The following is a 15,688-nucleotide window of genomic DNA, read 5'->3' on the forward strand; positions in this document are numbered from 1 at the left end:
TTTGAAGACGATTACCGTGGATATCACCCGCTGACTCCAAGGCCCGCGCCTTGTGCGCGGGCTTGCCCTCGAGCTGTCAGGTGGACCGGCGCAGGCTGTCGGCCATTTTCTCGCCAATCATGATCGAGGTGAGATTGGTGTTTGCCTGGCAATCGAGCGGCATGATCGACGCATCGATAACCCGCAGTCCTTCCAAACCGTAGACCCGGCATTCCGGATCGACCACGGCCTCGCCGGGCCTTCCCATGCAACAGCCTCCGATCCCATGCTGCGCATCGGAAGACTGCGCCAGCAGGAAATTGTCGACCTCCTCGTCGCTTGCCGTTTCGAGCCATGACAAAGGCAGATCGGAATCCCCCAGCAGGACGCGCTCGGCGATCGCCTGGATCGGCGCCTGCCGGGCAATCTCGCCAAGGTGGCGATAGGCGATACGCATGCGCTGGAGATCCATTGGATCGTCCAGCATGTTCTCTTCCACGAGCGGCTGGTCGAAAGGGTTGGCGGAACGCAGTTGCACGGTGCCGCGGCTCTTGGCCTCCATCAGGATCAGATTGACCATCGCCTCGCCGAACTGGGCGCTGTCGGACTCCACGCCGATGCCGCCATGGTTCATGGCGACGTAGAGAATGTCGTCGCGCTCAGCGCCCGGCACGCCCGAACTCATCCGCACACAGCAGTTGGTATGCCGCGCGTCGACATCGGTCGCCTTGAATCCCGGCTTCAGCTTCAGTTCGATGCGGCAATAAGGATGGTCGAAGAAACCTTCGCCGACCGGCAGGTCGGCAAGCACCTCGATGTCCTTTCGTTTCAAGAGAGCCGCGGGACCGATGCCCGAGCGCTGCAGGATGACCGGAGAGTGGATGGCGCCGGCCGAGACGATGACCAGCGGCGCCTCGAATTTGCGAACTAGCCCGGCCACGATGGCCAAAACGCCGATCGCTTTCCTGCCATCGAAAAGCACCTTGTCCACCGTCGCCTGCCCGATGATGGTAAGGTTCGGCCGGTCGCGGGCAGCTTCCAGATAGCCGTCATTGACCGACACGCGCTTGCCGGCTCGACTGTTGATGGGATAGGTGCAAGCCCCTTCGGCATCCGGAGCATTGAGATCGTCATGCCAGGGATGGCCGAGAGCCATCGCGCTTTGGCGCATGGCCTTGTCGACGCTGCCCCAGCTTTCGACAGGCGCGCGGTAGATCGGAATCGGGCCGCCGCTGCCGTGAAAATTGGCCGCGATCGGGTCATCCTCCAGGCGGCAGAAGAAGGGCAGCACGTCGGCTCCCGACCAGCCCTTGCATCCGATTTCCTCCCAGCGGTCGAATGCATGGAGCACACCGCGAATGGCAATCTGCCCATTGACGGCCGTCGAACCGCCAAGCCCCTTGCCGCGCCAGTAGACCCGGTGTTCCTGCCGCTTCGTGCGACGAGCCATCAGGTCGGGATACATGTATTGTTGCTGAAGATGGTCGGGAAGAAGCAGGTTGAAGGGATTTGGGCTCGCCATCTCGGCAGGTTGCTCGCCGCTCCGGTAGTCCGGCCCCGCTTCCAGCAAAAGCACGTTCGTGGCAGCATCTTCGGTTAGCCGGGCAGCAAGAACAGCTCCGGCTGCGCCGGCTCCGATAACGATGACATCAAAGGGCATGCCGCACTCCCTACATCCGATCAATGCACGGCTGACTCGACCGCGACATCATGTTGATTTCATTTGCGCACGATCATCTGCTGGCATTCAGGCTCAGCGATGTACGCCGGAACCAACCACCTTAGCCGCGCTGCACGACTGCAAGATCATCATGATTTGTTTTATATGTAAATATGATTTCGTATATGAACTCCCATCTACTCCATATGGCGCGACGAACCCCGGTGCTCTCCGTCACTGCCGGCGATTCTCACACCGTCATCGTCCATCGCCTTTTGATAGCGATCGGCTCTCGACAAAAGCGGTATTTGGCGTGCTGCCCCTTCCGAGTCGCGCCCAGGGAACAACTGCTTCCATGGAAAGTTAGTCCATGGCTACACCGCCGGTGAGCTTTCATGACAATCCAAGGGAGACAAATCATGGCGACTGCAAAAAGAGCGACGACAAAAGGACTGGAGGCTTTGTTCCTCGATGGGCTGAAGGACATTTACTACGCTGAAAAGAAGATACTCAAAGCCTTGCCGAAGATGGCAAAGGGCGCCGAATCCGAGGAGGTGGCCGCGGCCTTTGAGAAACATCGCATGGAAACCGAAGGCCAGGTCGATCGGCTCGAGCAAGTGTTCGAACTTATGGACAAACCGGCCCGCGGCAAGACCTGTCCGGCGATCGACGGCATTCTTGAGGAAGGGTCGGAAATTCTCGACGAATACAAGGGTGACCCGGCGCTGGATGCAGGACTGGTCGGCGCGGCACAGGCCGTCGAGCACTATGAAATCGCGCGCTATGGCACGTTGGTCGCGTGGGCTGAACAGCTTGGCAAGAGCGACGTGGTCAAGCTCCTCAACGAGACATTGAAAGAGGAGGTCGCGACGGACGAAGCGCTTTCCGGGCTGGGCGAAGGCGGTGTCAATGAGCGCGCCCTGCAGCAAGCTGCCTGACTGGGCGTCGTCGCCCCGGCGCCAAGCCGCCGGGCGACTTCGCGACCCGGCCTCGCGCCCTCTTCGTCGGTACCCTTCAGATGCAATCAGACCCACCCCGATACTTCGGGGCGGGTCTGCTGAAATCACACGCGATCAGCGGTTTTTGTGGCTTTGTTCGCCAGCTTTCACATGCTGTTCGTGGGTTCCACCACGCATGCCGGATCCATCGCCCTGCTGCCGTTGACCACCACCAGAGGCCTGCTGTTGCTGACGGTTTTTGTTGTCGGCGTTCTTGTGGCTCTGCTGGCCTGCCTTCACGTGCTGTTCGTGGCTACCACCTTGATTAGGCATTGTTCTTCTCCTTCGCAATCCGCGAGGCGACAACCGCCTCGATTGCCTAAGACGAGTCAGGCGCGAACGTTCCCTCACGTAATATTTTGTGAAGACCATCAGACGAAGCCCACGGCGTTCGAAGGCGCCCGAGATGGATGCCGGATTTATTTCTGGCGTTGGCAACGAGTTCATCTTGGCCGTGACCGACGTTGCCGGCGGATCTCATGCCTGTGCCCACCAGGAGGAAAATGCATGTCATTCCGATCCGAGAGATTTACAACCACTTTGACCTATAGCGACGATGAAAGAGCGCAGGCCGCCGCAGCGCTCTATCAATACAACATCGCACAGACCGGGATCGACGACCGAGCTGATATCGGAGCGGAGCTTCGCGACCAGTCAGGAAAGACCTGGGGCGGGCTTTGGGGCAGGACGGAGCTTGGGCTCCTGTTTCTCGACATGTTCTTCCTGCCTGAGCAGTTGCGTGGCCAATCCTTTGGCTCACAACTTCTCACGACGATCGAGGAAGAAGCCATCCGGCGGGGCTGCAAGAAGGCCGTCGTGGAGACGAGCAGTTTCCAGGCGCCGCTATTCTACATGCAGCACGGGTTCGAGGAATTCGGCAAAGTCGAATTCGGGATCCCTGGACATGCCCGAGTCTTCCTTCGGAAAGATCTGCTGTAAGTCTTGGGACAGGGCGCACGGATGGCCATCGGCTAGTTGTTTCAAACGCCAGATGCTCTGGAACAAATCGACGAGTGCGGAGTTAAACGCGTCGCGACGCGCAGTCTTGCAGCGACGTGTCGAATAGAGTGCATCCCGCTGGAGAGGCATGTGCGTACTGGACATTTCAGAAAGCCGATTATCATTCAACCTGGCCGGATAGACCGCGACAGGGTTGTGGTTTCGGTGTCGGACGCAGCCGAAGTGCTGCTGCGGGACTGGCCAAAGCCGACATCCGAGAGGCGTCTTGCCGCGATCAGAGCGTGCCTTGCCGTCATGCGAGGCGAAAAGCCTACAAGGACCGCACGACAGGCGTTCATCGTTGCGGCCAAGGACGCCAAGATTCTGCTGAGCGAGCAAGTCTGACCGTGGTGGGTCGCCTCGCCGGTGCCTGCAAGTGCGACTCTGCCGAGATTGGTTCGAAAGGGAGAAATCATGATCAAGGTTTCAAGTCCCACGCCTGCCGCGGCCAGAAGCGAAGTTCAGGCAGGAGCAACGCAGGACAAAACGCCGGGGTTCGATCCCGCCATTGCCCCGCTTGAGACAGACGCCGAGGCTGCGGACACGCAAAATCCGGTCGCTGGGACAAGTCCGCCGCGCACTCGCCCAAAATTCGAAAACGATGCCAGCTTTGCCAATGCCATGCGCCCGGTCGAAGGCGAGCCGGAACTGCGGCCCGGCGGCAACTGGCCGGTGTTGGTAATTGCAGCTGTCGTTTTGATAGCAGCCGTGGTTTTCCTGACGGCAGGCATGCTGCGCTGAGAATGATCCCGACGATGCGGCACCACGACCTATTCCTGGAGGTCTGGTGCGCCCTTCATGCCCGAGAGTTCGGTCATTGGGCACAGCAGCCGCGGTCGCGCGGGATCGGAAATGTCGAGCTTGTTCCAAGGGATGCGATATAGACCGTCGCGGCGGCGCAATCGGAAAAGATCCAGCACTGCCACGCCTATGGCCGAGGCCGAGAGGCGCTCGAAAGCGGCGTAGACCCCGACATGGAATTCGGTGACGACGAAATCGTCACCATCCCGTTCGGCGTGGATCTCCTCGATATAGCCGACATTCTTGCCGCGCTGCGAGAGTACGCGTCGCCCAGCCAGATGCTCAAGATTGACGGTGGTCATCATCAAGCTCCCGGAATGCGCCCGATGACATGGTCGCGCAACCAGTCCTGCCAGGCGAAGATCGACGTTTCTCGCACATGGATGTCGAACTCGATATCGATGCCGATATCTTTTACCTTGTGCCAGGCGATCCGATGGGGCTCGCCATGCTGCTTGCCACCCAGCTTGACCGCGAGCCGCGCCATCCACCGCCCAGGCCGTGCGCCGAGGCGACGTGCCAGGGTGATGGAGCCGAGCTCGATGGCAATGATCCGAGGCGGCTTGCCAGGCCGTAACTCCGCCACCAGCCCGTCGACCTTGCCGATCTTGATCTGCTCGCGGTCGACCACCTGCTTGTCGAGGAGATCACGCAGCAACTTCATCATGTGCCTCCGAATATCTGCAGCGGGATGGTCACCACCGCCAGTACGAAGCCGAGCGCGATGATGAAGATGACGGCGGCATTCGACAAAATGCCATTGCGATGCTCGCCGACATAACGTTTGTCGTTCAGCAGAAACAGGAATGGGACGACCGTCAGCGGCAGGCTGGCTGCCGTCAGCGCCATGGAGAAGATGGTGAGCCTCAGCGGATCGAGACCAAGCGCGATGGGAATAGCCGCCAAAAGCAATGATATCGTGTAGGTGGCGCTGAAACCCGGATCGTCGCGCGGCTTGCGATCCTCGCCCCAATTCCAGCCGAAACCCTGGGCCACAAGATAGGCCTGTTGCAACCCGACCTCTAGTGCGGCACCGAAGCAGGCAATGGCGAGGGAGACAACAAACAGCACGAAGCCCCAGAAGCCGAATATAGGTATCAGCATCAACGGCAATTGGTGATAGTCATCCACTTGGGTGACGCCATGCGTGGCGAGCACGAGAGCGGCCACGATCAACACGCCGATCGAGATGGTCCCCCCGAAAGTCATGCCCAATCCCGCTATGGCCCGATTGGCTCCGAGATAGCTTTTGTCCCACCGGTCCTCGATGGCCCCCGAGGAATAGAACATGAAGAGGTAGGGCGATATCGAGGCGCCGAGAATGCTGACCGCCATGAACCAGTAATTGGCGGCATCGTGGACCGGCAGCGAAGGCACGGCGCCCCTTGCGACTGCCGTCCAATCGGGTCTCAGCATCACCGCTCCGACGACGAAACACAGCGTCACCAGACCGAGAATAGATACGCCCTTCTCGATGAAGCCGAACGTGCCTTTCCAAAGCAGCAGCCACGCCAGCAGAGCCACCGGCAGTGCCCACCACTGGAAGCCTATGCCGGTGGCAAATTCGAGTGCAATGGCGACGCCGCCGATCTCGGCGGACAGCACCAGGAAATTGACCAGCAGGGCGGCAAGCAACGGCCATAGAAAGACGTTGAAGCCGAATCTCTCGCGGATGCCGTCGGAGATCGTGTGATGGCTCACGGCCGCGAACCGGCCGGACATTTCGACAAGGAAGATGATGCAGATGGTGCCGAGCACCACCGCCCAGATCAACTGGAAGCCAAACATCGCGCCTGCCTGCGCCGCCGTCGCCATGGACCCAACTTCGAGGAAGCCGCCGACGCTGGTGACGACGCCGAGGGATATTTCCATGAGCTTCTTCATGGCTTCGGCGCGAAATATTTGGCGTAGGCGGTAGCGAGCGAACGCGACGCCAGCCGTAGATCCTGTTGCGCATCTTGGACTTCCGGCCGGTCGCCCGCCTGCAATCCGGCCTCTGCACGTGCCACCGCGACCGACAAATCGTTGACTGCCTTCGTCAGCGAAGCTTGCTCGGCGGGTTCACTGGTTTCGGCGGACCGGATTTGCTCCCCGGCATCGGCAAGCGTCTTGCCGATCGATTGCAGCGTACCCGCCGTGTATGCGGTCGGCGCCGCCCCTGCCGCCCAGGCGTCCAGCGCCATCAATACAGTCTGCGATGCGGAGGCCGCAGTTCGTGATTGCTGCTCGATCTGATCGGAAGATGAGCATGCCGACAACATCAGCAACAGCAAGCACAAGCAGTCGAGCCTGAGATAGCGGCGTCTAACGATCAAATCAGGCGTTTGGTGCGCCACCGAATAGTCTCCCCCGACCCAACAAAACCGTGGCCGGCGTAAATCTGATCTAGAGCACTCGTCGGGTCCGTCAACGACCGCGCCCGCCGATCCGGAGCACGAGGCGGCGAGCCAGGTCCCGATCGATTTCAATTGCCGCATCAGCGTAAGCTGAAGGTCAGGCGGGGCGATCCCCGTTCGGAGCGTCTTGGATTCTGTATTCGTGAATGAGGCCGAGAACCTGAGTTCTGACTGTGTCGCGCGCGTCGGGCTGGATGAAAAACATCAGCCGTTCGACCGCTTCAACGACTGCTTCGGGCAGATCCGAAACCGCATCGGTGAATTCGCTGCCATGCTCGTACATATTGTCCGTCAGTTTCTTGTCGAGGTCGGAAAGGATGCCCATCATCCACACTCCAGATCCGTGCTGTATCGAACTCACTTCGGCACCGTCACCGCGACGCCGCCTCGCCTGTGGCTGCCGGCCGTCGATCACTGCTGCCCCGGCATTTCCGTGTTTTCCTTGGGATTTTTCTGGACGCCGGCAGCCGGGGCGGTATCCGCCGGGGCATTGCCGCCCTGGTTCTGCTCCGGCGCACGTTTCAGCGGGGAGGTCTGCCAGCCCATATCAACGTAGAAAAAGCCGACGACGAAACCGACAATGATGACCGCCGCTATCACCAGCGAGATTATTGCGTTGCGCCGCTCCATAGGCCTAGCCACCACTTGGCTTGGGAGATGCCGGCTGGGTTGGCTGCGTACCTTGCTGGTCGCCGCCGGTGCTGGTCTGCGGTGTTGGGTTGGTGTCCGTCGTGGGATTCTTGTCGACCGGCTGGCTGTTCGTAGTATCCGTCTTGGACTTGGCTGGATCGGCATTGTCGTTGCACCCCGCCAAGGCGAGCAATGCCGCCGACATCAAAAGCACTGCCCTCATGCTGATTTCTCCTGGCTGAGTCCGGGCGAAGCCGCCTGCCAATGACCTATCCGGTCGAACCGCACCGAGAGCCCTTGTTTGACCGCGCTTCTAGCCAGCAAATGGTCCAGTTCGGCGTCTTCGATCGGGCTTCGTACGACCTGGCGAATGGCCTTGCAGGCAAGTTCCGTCGAGACGAAATCATATCTCCTGCTCCTGGCGACGACATATTGTTCGACCAGCATCTTTACGCGCCTGAGCGCGATTTCTTCGGCGTATTGCATTTTGTTTTGTTCCTCCTGCGCGCCGAACTGCCAAACGGGTACATTGTTCCCACCAGAACTTAAAAACATGGCAGCCGAACTCACGGGAAAGCCCGCGCTTCCCGAGCAGGGACGCGCGGGCTGGATCAGGCTGAGGGGGACCCGATCGTGCAGCATCAAACAAGGGGAGCAACGACGCTGCACCGACATCGAACTCCCACCGACCTGAGTTGTTCCACCTCTCCACGCGCCGCTGTTCATGGCTTGGACGAACTCAAGGACAAATCGTTGTCACGGCCCCCATACGGCCGCGCATCAAACCGCACGGAACAATCAGCCCCGACAGTGGTTCGGCCGAAGCGAGTTCGGAGGACGTGATGACGAATGAAAAGTTGGCCGTGGTGACGGGCGCCTCAAGCGGCATTGGAAAGGAGCTTGCCAAACTGTGCGCAAGGGACGGCTACCATCTGATCATAGCCGCTGACGAACCTGCGATCCGGCAGGCCGCCGAGGCGCTCGGTTCGCATGGTGTGACTGTCGAAGCCATCGAGGCCGATCTGGCGACCGAGGAAGGTGTCGATCGTTTGATCGCCGGGATCGGCGATCGCGATGTCGACCTGTTGTTCCTGAATGCCGGACGTGGGCTCGGCCGTGGTTTCGTCGATCAGGATTGGAAAAAAATCCGCCGCATCATCGACACCAACATCACCGGGACCGTCTATCTCGCGCATCAACTCGGAGCCAGGATGGCACGCCGCGGCCGAGGCCGCATCCTCTTCACAGGATCGATCGCTGGTTTCATGCCCGGCACTTTCCAGGCGGTCTACAACGGCACCAAGGCATTCATCGATTCCTTCTCGATCGCACTGCGTCATGAGTTGCAGGACACAGGGGTCACAGTCACCGTGCTGATGCCCGGGGCAACGCAGACGCGGTTCTTCGAACGCGCCGAAATGATGGATACCAAGGTCGGCACCGATGAGAAGGACAATCCCGCCGATGTCGCCAAAGCAGGCTACGAGGCGATGATGGACGGTGAGGAACAAATCATCAGCGGTTGGAAGAACAAGCTGCAGGTCGCCGCAACGCATGTGACGCCGGCAGGCACGCTGGCCGAACAGCACCGCAAGATGGCCGAGCCGGGTTCGGCGTCCAAAGACTGACCTTCGGCCTTCAAGCAAACCAAAAAAAGTCCGGCAGGGTCTTCTGCCGACCTTCTCCAAGCAGGAGCACCATCATGAAAGCGCTCACATGGCACGGCAAAGGCGACATTCGATGCGATCAGGTGGCTGATCCCGCCATCGAGGATGATCGCGACGTCATCATCAAAGTCACCTGTTGCGCCATATGCGGCTCGGACTTGCATCTGATGAACGGATATATGCCGACGATGAAATCGGGCGATGTGCTCGGACACGAGACGATGGGCGAGGTCGTGGAAGTCGGCAGCGGCCATTCGAAGTTCAGAAAGGGCGACCGCATCGTGGTGCCTTTCAACATCTCATGTGGCGAGTGCTGGTTTTGCCAGAAGGGGCTGTTCTCGCTTTGCGACAGGTCCAATCCCAATGCCAAACAGGCTGCCGAAGTGATGGGACAATCCCCGGCTGGCCTGTTCGGCTATTCGCATCTGGTGGGCGGCTATTGGGGAGGGCAAGCCGAATATCTGCGTGTTCCTTTCGCCGACATCGGTCCGATAAAGGTGCCGGAGGGAATGGACGACGAACAGGTGCTGTTCCTCTCCGACATCTTTCCAACCGGCTATATGGCAGCTGAAAACGCCGGCATCGAGCCAGGCGAAACCGTCGCCATCTGGGGTTGCGGTCCGGTTGGTCAGTTCGCCATCCAGAGCGCATGGATGCTCGGCGCCGGCCGCGTCATTGCCATAGACAAGGTGCCGGAGCGGCTGGCGATGGCTCGCGAGCACGGCAAGGCCGAGACGCTCGACTTCAGCAATTCCGATATCTACGACGCTTTGATGGCGATGACCGATGGCCGCGGTCCGGATCGCTGCATAGACTGTGTCGGGACCGAGTCGGATCCCGGCGCCAGTGCCGACTCCATGCTCGACAAGGTCAAGGCTGCCGTCTATCTCGGCACCGATAGGCCGCATGTATTGCGCGAAGCAATCTACTCCTGCCGCAAAGGCGGCACCATCTCGGTGCCCGGCGTCTATATCGGCCTCGTCGATCATATTCCGTTCGGCGCCGCCATGAACAAAGGACTGACCTTCCGGATGGGTCAGACGCACACGCAACGCTATCTCGAACCGCTCCTGGCCATGGTGCAGAAGGGCGACATCGATCCCTCCTTCGTGATCACGCACCGGGCAGACCTCGAAGCGGGACCAGACCTCTACAAGACGTTCCGTGACAAGCAGGATGGCTGCATCAAGGTGGTAATGCGACCGCATGGCTGAGATGTCGGCATCTTGCGCGGGGTCCACCTTGCGCGGATTCCCCGCCAAGGATAGCACCGACGCCGACGAGGAACCTGGAACTTTCGACCGTGGCGGTGGTTGACCCGCAGAATAAACTCAGGGCGACAAGACTATCGTGCCCGCCCGCTGCGAAGGAAGCTATCGCCATGAGCAATGAGAATTCCACATCGAAACCCAGCGTCCGGTCACCAAACGCCGATGCTCTGCCGCACCCGAGACGGGACGCCAGTGACACGGATGCCGGTGCTAAGCCGCTGACGCCGAAAACCGCCGGCACGTCCCGGCCATCGGCCCCGCCGCTGGACAATCCGGTTGCCAATCGAAACGCGGGGCGGCCGCGTCAGGCGAGCACCACGCCTAGGCCGACGGACAAGCCCCTGGACTGATCGAAACCGGCCTCTTGAATTCATAACGAGTGTTTGTCGGGACGAAGCGATGCCAGGTCCGCCAGGGTGTTGAGAAGTGCAGCGTCGCCTGCCGGCTTCGGCACGAATTTGCAGTTTCGGAAGGGTGTGGGAACGTCGCGCGGCCCAAATCCGGTCATGAAGGCGAATGGGATGCCGCGAGCCAGCAATGTTTCGGCCACGGGCAGACTTGTTTCACCGTTCAATTGAATGTCCAGCAGCGCCACGTCGGCTTTGCCTGCATCGATAAGCTGACGAGCCGCGGCGACCGACGAGACCGGGCCGATCACCGGATAACCCGCCGCACGCAGGCGTGACGCGATGTCTTCGGCGATCAGCCATTCGTCCTCGACCACCAGAACGCGTGGCCTGTCGTCGCTCACGGCGCCTCCTTGTGGTTTGCTGGAAACGCGATCTGGACGCTGAGGCCGTCCTTGTGGAACGCGGTCTCGACATTGCCGCCGAGCCTGTAACCGATTTCTCCCTGCAGCAGAGTCAGCCCAAAACCGTTCTCCAACGGCGCCTTGACAAGAGGGCCGTCCTTTTCTCGCCAGCCAAATGTGAAACTGTCGTCCTCGATCGACCATTGCACACTGACCTTGCCATCGGTTTTTGACAAAGCGCCGTACTTGGCCGCGTTGGTGGCCAGTTCATGAATGGCCATACTCAGGGAAAGCCCCTGTTGCGGACCTAGCTTGACATCCTCGCCATCGAGTTCGATCCGCTCGATGCCGAATGGTTCGAGCTCCTGCTGTAGCAATTCCTTGACCGAGGCTTCCTTCCATCTCTCCCGGGTCAGCAGGCCGTAGGCCCGCGACATGGCATGCAGGCGACCGATCAGCGCATCCGCGAACTCCTCCTTCGTATCAGAACTTTCCCGCGTGCGGCTTGCAATGCTGGCGATCACCGCAAGCATGTTCTTGACCCGGTGGTTGAGTTCCGAGATGAGCACCTGCTGATGCTCTTCCGCCTGTGCCAGAGTGGTGACATCGACAAGTGTCACCACCACGCCCTGGATCCTGTTGCCCTTGTCGCGATAGGGATTGATGCGGACCATGTGGAACAGACCCCTGGCATCGCGTGCCAGATGGTGATTCAGGACCTCGCCCGTCTCGAACACCTTGTCGATGTGCTGCTTCAACTCGGGGTAGTCGAGTTGGCTCGACAGATCCGTCAGCGGCCGGCCGACATCGGAGGGGCGCAGGCTGAAGAAGGATGACGCCGCCGGCGTGAAGGTTCGCACCACAAGGCTGCGGTCGAGGAAAATGGTCGCGATGTCGGTGCTTTCGAACAGGTTGCGCAGGTCGCCGTTGGCGTGGTCGAGCTCTTCTATCTTGGCCGTCAACTCGGCGTTGATCGTGTTGAGCTCCTCGTTGAGCGACTGCATCTCCTCCTTCGAGGCTTCGAGTTCCTCGTTGGTGGATTGCGCCTCCTCATTGACGGAGACGAGTTCCTCGTTCGACGATTTCACCTCCTCCAGCGCGGTCTCGTACTCCTCGATCGTCGATTGCAGGCGCTCTCTGGTGTCGCGTAGTTCCCGCTCGAGATCGGCGGTGCTGTCACTGTCACGGCTGCCGCCATCTTCGTTGGACCGGGCCTGGGTCGGCCCCGACGGCTCGAAAAGGACAAGGTAGAGCGGCTCGCCATTGCCGCGTTCGGCGAGCGGCTCGATCGTCAGCCTGATCGGCTGGACCCGTTCGTCGTCTTCCTCCACGATGAGGTTTTCCCGCACCACTGTGCGGCGCGTCGTCGTCGCTTCCCGCAACGCGGCGCGGAGGTCCAGCCGCAGCCCACGCCTAGCCATCGTCAGCAACTGCCGGCTGGGAATCCCTTGTGGCGCTTCGAGATATCTGCCGGTCCTGGCCGAATAATAGACGACATCGCCCTCGGCGTTGACCAGGACATGCGGCGGCGCGAACCGTTCCAGCACCTGCGCCTCGACTGCCTGCCGCAGGGGATAGCCGACAAGTCCCTTCTTCGAGCCGGCGCTTTCGGATGGGAAGACGCTGGAATGGCTTTCTCCGATCAGGGCCGGCAGTCTGATGTGCGGTGAGGCATGCTCCCGCGCCTGGAAAATGCGATGTTTCTTGTCGACAGTGGCAAACAGATTGTCGTGCTGCCCGACGCTTTCGGAGGTGCCGAGGAACAGGTAACCGCCGGGCTTCAATGCATAGTGGAAGACAGGGATTACACGGCTCTGGATGCTCGGGCCGAAATAGATCAGCAGATTGCGGCAGGAGACCAGGTCCATGCGCGAGAAAGGCGGATCGCGAATGACGCTGTGCGGCGAGAAGATGCACAGTTCCCGTATCTCGTTGCTAATGACATAGCTCTCTCCGTCGCCGTTGAAGAACCGCTGTCGGCGTTCGGGTGAAAGCCCTTGCAGCAAGGCTTCGGGATAGCGTGCCGCCCGGGCCACCGCCAGCGCAGGCTCGTCTATGTCGGTGGCAAATATCTGGACGCGCGGAACGACCGTAAGCTTCTCCATGTGTTCGCGCAGCAGGATGCCGATGGAGAATACCTCCTCGCCCGTGGCGCATCCGGGGACCCAGACCCTGACGGTGTCGCTGGCGGTCTTGCCTTCGAACAGCTGCGGTATGATATTTCGCTCGAGCAACTCGAAGGCATCGGGGTCGCGAAAGAAGTTGGTGACGTTGATCAGCAGATCGCGAAAAAGGTTCATCACCTCGCGAGCATCCTTCTTCAGCCAGTCTATATAACCGCTGATGGAATGGACCTGGGCGATCTGCATGCGTCGCTTCACGCGACGCAGGAACGTCTTGGTCTTATAGCCCGAGAAGTCATGGCCGGAGTGGCTGCGCAGAATGGCGTAGATTTGTTCTCGCACCTTGTCGATGTCGGGCGTTTCATCGCCATCGTCTTCCGCCAACCCGTCCAGCGTGTCGAAGCCGCGGGCGAAAGCCTCCAGCTTCGCCCCGATCTCCTCGGCAGTCACTGCGACATCGACGAGCCCACTGGCAATAGCGCTCTGCGGCATGTCGGGATTGCGCGGCCCGTAGCCGTCCGGCGCTTGCGCGACGATAAACCCGCCCCGCTCCTTGATGGCCTTGGCGCCCAGGGTTCCATCGGAATCACCGCCCGACAGGATAACGCCGACGGCATATTCGCCCTGGTCTTCACCCAGTGCGCTGAAGAAGATATCGATGGGCTTGCGCTCCTGGGTAAGCCCATTGGGCCGACGCAGGTGCAGCACCCCCGATTCAATGGCCAATGTCACGTTTTGCGGCATCACATAGACGTGGTCAGGTTGAACCATCGTGCCATCCTCGACCACCGAAACAGGCATCTCGGTGTAGCGGCTGACAACCTCATGCAACAGACTCTCCCTGTTGGGGCTGAGATGCGTGATGATGACGAACGCCATGCCGGGCTGGCCGGTCACGCCCTTGAAAAGGCCCTCCATCGCGGGAATGCCGCCCGCGGACGCGCCTATGCCCACGATGGGAAATCTAGTCGATCGGGCAGTCACGGCATGTCCCCCTTTCGCCGACCCGACATGAAGTCTCCTCAAGGCCGGATCGAACAGGACACAACCATATAGCGCGCAAGACGGATGGAACAAGACGTCAGGGATGACGTTGAACCCGATATCAATGGTGGTTCAATGGCAAAACGATCTGCTGACATAAAACTCCCGACGCCGGTGGTATCAGGAGCGCCTGGATCGCTCGAAGGTTCCCATGCGGGGCCCGTCCCGGATCGCATGCTGATGCTTGCGAAACGGTTGCAGGCGGCCTTGGATGACAGAATTCGGAAAGCAAATCCTCTGCATTCTAACCTCCGTTCCAAGAAAGGATGACGACGTGCGCGACCTGCGGGGGCTGCATATTCTGATAGTCGAAGACGAATGGACGATGGCGGGAGATCTTGCGCGGTTTTTCAGCAATATGGGCGCCATAATCCTTGGTCCCGCTGCAACCGTCGAACAGGCTTCCAAACACACCGGGACGGCCGAAGCTGCAATCCTCGACGTCAATCTCAATGGCCGACGCGTGTTTCCAATCGCCGATGAGTTGATGCGCAGGGGTGTCCCGTTCGTGTTCTTCAGTGGCGATGACGACATCGCCATTCCCGATCATCTCCGCTACGCCAGCAATTTGCGGAAATCCTCGGGCAGCCAGGCGGTGTTCAACGCACTCTTTTCCCCGCAGGCATCGGGGCGGGCGACCCCCGGACCGGACCCGTCCGACGACGTCTTCGCGCTTTTGCCCAAACTGCGACTTGCGGCGCGCCTTTTGCTGGGAGACGTCGACGCATCGGATCGGCTCGTCGAGAGGACGCTCGAGCAAGCGATCCTGGATGTCGACCGCAGACAGCTTGGTCAATCCACTGAAAACTGGCTCAACGGCATCATGCGAGAGATGGCGAAAACCCGCGGCGCAAAACTGATGCATTAATTTTACCTTCCAAGGCCTCTCAGGCTGAAGTTCCAAGCCGCGGGGCCGTCATTGTTCACCACATCTCGAAAACTTGGCCGTACAGATAGGCCGCTTGACCGGCGTCATCAGCCCTTCTGATTGCGCTCGACGAATTTGTTGAAACGGCTGGCTTTCCCCTCACCGGTCTTGGCCTGATACAGAAAGGCCAGATCATTCTCGTCGAATATCCGGAAGAACTCGTCCCATTCGATGGGCTCGAATGCTTCCTCGGGCTCGCCGAAGTCGATCCGCAGTATACCGCCCTCGCCTTTGGTGCGCACCACCGCCGGCCGGCCGTCCCGCTCCTCGGCCCATTTGCGAATTTCGTCATGGTTGGTGGTCGTTTGCGACTGAGACATTGAAATCTCCTTTGATCGGCGTTGCCACATGGGACGCGCGGGCTGTCGGGCGTCCTAACAGCACAAGGGCGTCAATGTTCCAGCACAGCGCGGTGATCGCGGCGCCGGCTCCCAACGAAGC

Annotated in this window: 20 protein-coding genes; 7 read left to right on the top strand and 13 right to left on the bottom strand. The window is 60.2% G+C overall.

Annotated elements, in window-relative coordinates; translation table 11 throughout:
* Positions 1-76 precede the first annotated feature (76 nt).
* Positions 77-1,639 carry a GMC family oxidoreductase N-terminal domain-containing protein gene (locus EOD15_RS13045; RefSeq protein ID WP_127322502.1) on the bottom strand — a complete coding sequence of 521 codons (1,563 nt, stop codon included), beginning with the start codon at positions 1,637-1,639 and terminating at the stop codon, positions 77-79.
* Positions 1,640-2,058: 419 nt separating this feature from the next.
* Between EOD15_RS13045 and EOD15_RS13050 the strand changes: the two genes are divergently transcribed.
* Complete coding sequence (locus EOD15_RS13050) at positions 2,059-2,577, top strand: ferritin-like domain-containing protein (RefSeq protein WP_127268257.1); 519 nt, start codon at positions 2,059-2,061, stop codon at positions 2,575-2,577.
* Between the two features lie 135 nt (positions 2,578-2,712).
* On the opposite strand, the gene EOD15_RS13055 is transcribed toward EOD15_RS13050, so the two are convergent.
* A complete protein-coding gene (locus EOD15_RS13055; protein WP_127268256.1) occupies positions 2,713-2,910 on the bottom strand; it encodes a hypothetical protein in 198 nt (65 codons plus the stop codon).
* Positions 2,911-3,177: 267 nt separating this feature from the next.
* Between EOD15_RS13055 and EOD15_RS13060 the strand changes: the two genes are divergently transcribed.
* The 3 genes from EOD15_RS13060 to EOD15_RS13070 all read left to right on the top strand — a co-directional run bounded on the left by EOD15_RS13060 (position 3,178) and on the right by EOD15_RS13070 (position 4,377).
* Entirely contained in the window at positions 3,178-3,576 is a 399-nt protein-coding gene (locus tag EOD15_RS13060) for a GNAT family N-acetyltransferase (protein ID WP_245463656.1), read from the top strand.
* 150 nt (positions 3,577-3,726) lie between these two features.
* Positions 3,727-3,981, top strand: a complete 255-nt coding sequence (locus EOD15_RS13065) for a DUF982 domain-containing protein (protein WP_127268255.1) — start codon at positions 3,727-3,729, stop codon at positions 3,979-3,981.
* A gap of 69 nt (positions 3,982-4,050) precedes the next feature.
* A complete protein-coding gene (locus EOD15_RS13070; RefSeq protein ID WP_127322793.1) occupies positions 4,051-4,377 on the top strand; it encodes a hypothetical protein in 327 nt (108 codons plus the stop codon).
* A gap of 29 nt (positions 4,378-4,406) precedes the next feature.
* On the opposite strand, the gene EOD15_RS13075 is transcribed toward EOD15_RS13070, so the two are convergent.
* From EOD15_RS13075 to EOD15_RS36735, 8 genes are all read right to left on the bottom strand, one after another.
* Entirely contained in the window at positions 4,407-4,742 is a 336-nt protein-coding gene (locus EOD15_RS13075; protein ID WP_245463657.1) for a hypothetical protein, read from the bottom strand.
* On the bottom strand, positions 4,742-5,101 hold the full coding sequence (locus EOD15_RS13080; protein ID WP_127322794.1) for a hypothetical protein: 360 nt from the start codon (positions 5,099-5,101) through the stop codon (positions 4,742-4,744). The genes EOD15_RS13075 and EOD15_RS13080 overlap by 1 nt, the downstream gene beginning before the upstream one ends.
* Positions 5,101-6,321 carry a divalent metal cation transporter gene (locus tag EOD15_RS13085; protein ID WP_127380971.1) on the bottom strand — a complete coding sequence of 407 codons (1,221 nt, stop codon included), beginning with the start codon at positions 6,319-6,321 and terminating at the stop codon, positions 5,101-5,103. The genes EOD15_RS13080 and EOD15_RS13085 overlap by 1 nt, the downstream gene beginning before the upstream one ends.
* Entirely contained in the window at positions 6,318-6,773 is a 456-nt protein-coding gene (locus tag EOD15_RS13090) for a hypothetical protein (protein WP_127380970.1), read from the bottom strand. The genes EOD15_RS13085 and EOD15_RS13090 overlap by 4 nt, the downstream gene beginning before the upstream one ends.
* 157 nt (positions 6,774-6,930) lie before the next feature.
* Positions 6,931-7,161 (bottom strand): hypothetical protein, encoded by a 231-nt coding sequence (locus tag EOD15_RS13095; protein WP_031212583.1) that lies wholly within the window; start codon positions 7,159-7,161, stop codon positions 6,931-6,933.
* A gap of 83 nt (positions 7,162-7,244) precedes the next feature.
* Complete coding sequence (locus tag EOD15_RS13100) at positions 7,245-7,463, bottom strand: hypothetical protein (RefSeq protein WP_127321141.1); 219 nt, start codon at positions 7,461-7,463, stop codon at positions 7,245-7,247.
* Between the two features lie 4 nt (positions 7,464-7,467).
* Positions 7,468-7,686 carry a hypothetical protein gene (locus EOD15_RS13105; protein ID WP_127255009.1) on the bottom strand — a complete coding sequence of 73 codons (219 nt, stop codon included), beginning with the start codon at positions 7,684-7,686 and terminating at the stop codon, positions 7,468-7,470.
* Positions 7,683-8,138 (bottom strand): hypothetical protein, encoded by a 456-nt coding sequence (locus tag EOD15_RS36735; protein ID WP_245463659.1) that lies wholly within the window; start codon positions 8,136-8,138, stop codon positions 7,683-7,685. The genes EOD15_RS13105 and EOD15_RS36735 overlap by 4 nt, the downstream gene beginning before the upstream one ends.
* Positions 8,139-8,305: 167 nt before the next feature.
* Between EOD15_RS36735 and EOD15_RS13115 the strand changes: the two genes are divergently transcribed.
* Entirely contained in the window at positions 8,306-9,091 is a 786-nt protein-coding gene (locus EOD15_RS13115) for an SDR family NAD(P)-dependent oxidoreductase (protein ID WP_127321140.1), read from the top strand.
* Between the two features lie 74 nt (positions 9,092-9,165).
* Positions 9,166-10,344, top strand: a complete 1,179-nt coding sequence (locus EOD15_RS13120; RefSeq protein WP_127321139.1) for a zinc-dependent alcohol dehydrogenase — start codon at positions 9,166-9,168, stop codon at positions 10,342-10,344.
* Between the two features lie 427 nt (positions 10,345-10,771).
* Here EOD15_RS13120 and EOD15_RS13125 read toward each other — a convergent pair whose 3' ends face one another.
* Both EOD15_RS13125 and EOD15_RS13130 read right to left on the bottom strand, forming a co-directional pair.
* A complete protein-coding gene (locus EOD15_RS13125; protein WP_127321138.1) occupies positions 10,772-11,152 on the bottom strand; it encodes a response regulator in 381 nt (126 codons plus the stop codon).
* The gene (locus EOD15_RS13130) at positions 11,149-14,259 is read right to left on the bottom strand and encodes a CheR family methyltransferase (protein ID WP_127321137.1); all 3,111 of its coding nucleotides are present in this window, start codon (positions 14,257-14,259) and stop codon (positions 11,149-11,151) included. The genes EOD15_RS13125 and EOD15_RS13130 overlap by 4 nt, the downstream gene beginning before the upstream one ends.
* Positions 14,260-14,530: 271 nt before the next feature.
* On the opposite strand from EOD15_RS13130, the gene EOD15_RS13135 reads away from it, so the two are divergent.
* Positions 14,531-15,187, top strand: coding sequence for a response regulator (locus EOD15_RS13135; RefSeq protein WP_127408550.1), 657 nt, complete (start codon positions 14,531-14,533; stop codon positions 15,185-15,187).
* Positions 15,188-15,294: 107 nt separating this feature from the next.
* On the opposite strand, the gene EOD15_RS13140 is transcribed toward EOD15_RS13135, so the two are convergent.
* Entirely contained in the window at positions 15,295-15,567 is a 273-nt protein-coding gene (locus EOD15_RS13140; RefSeq protein WP_023809470.1) for a hypothetical protein, read from the bottom strand.
* Between the last annotated feature and the right edge of the window lie 121 nt (positions 15,568-15,688).

This window comes from Mesorhizobium sp. M7A.T.Ca.US.000.02.2.1 (genome assembly GCF_003996995.1).
In the GTDB taxonomy this organism is placed as follows: domain Bacteria; phylum Pseudomonadota; class Alphaproteobacteria; order Rhizobiales; family Rhizobiaceae; genus Mesorhizobium.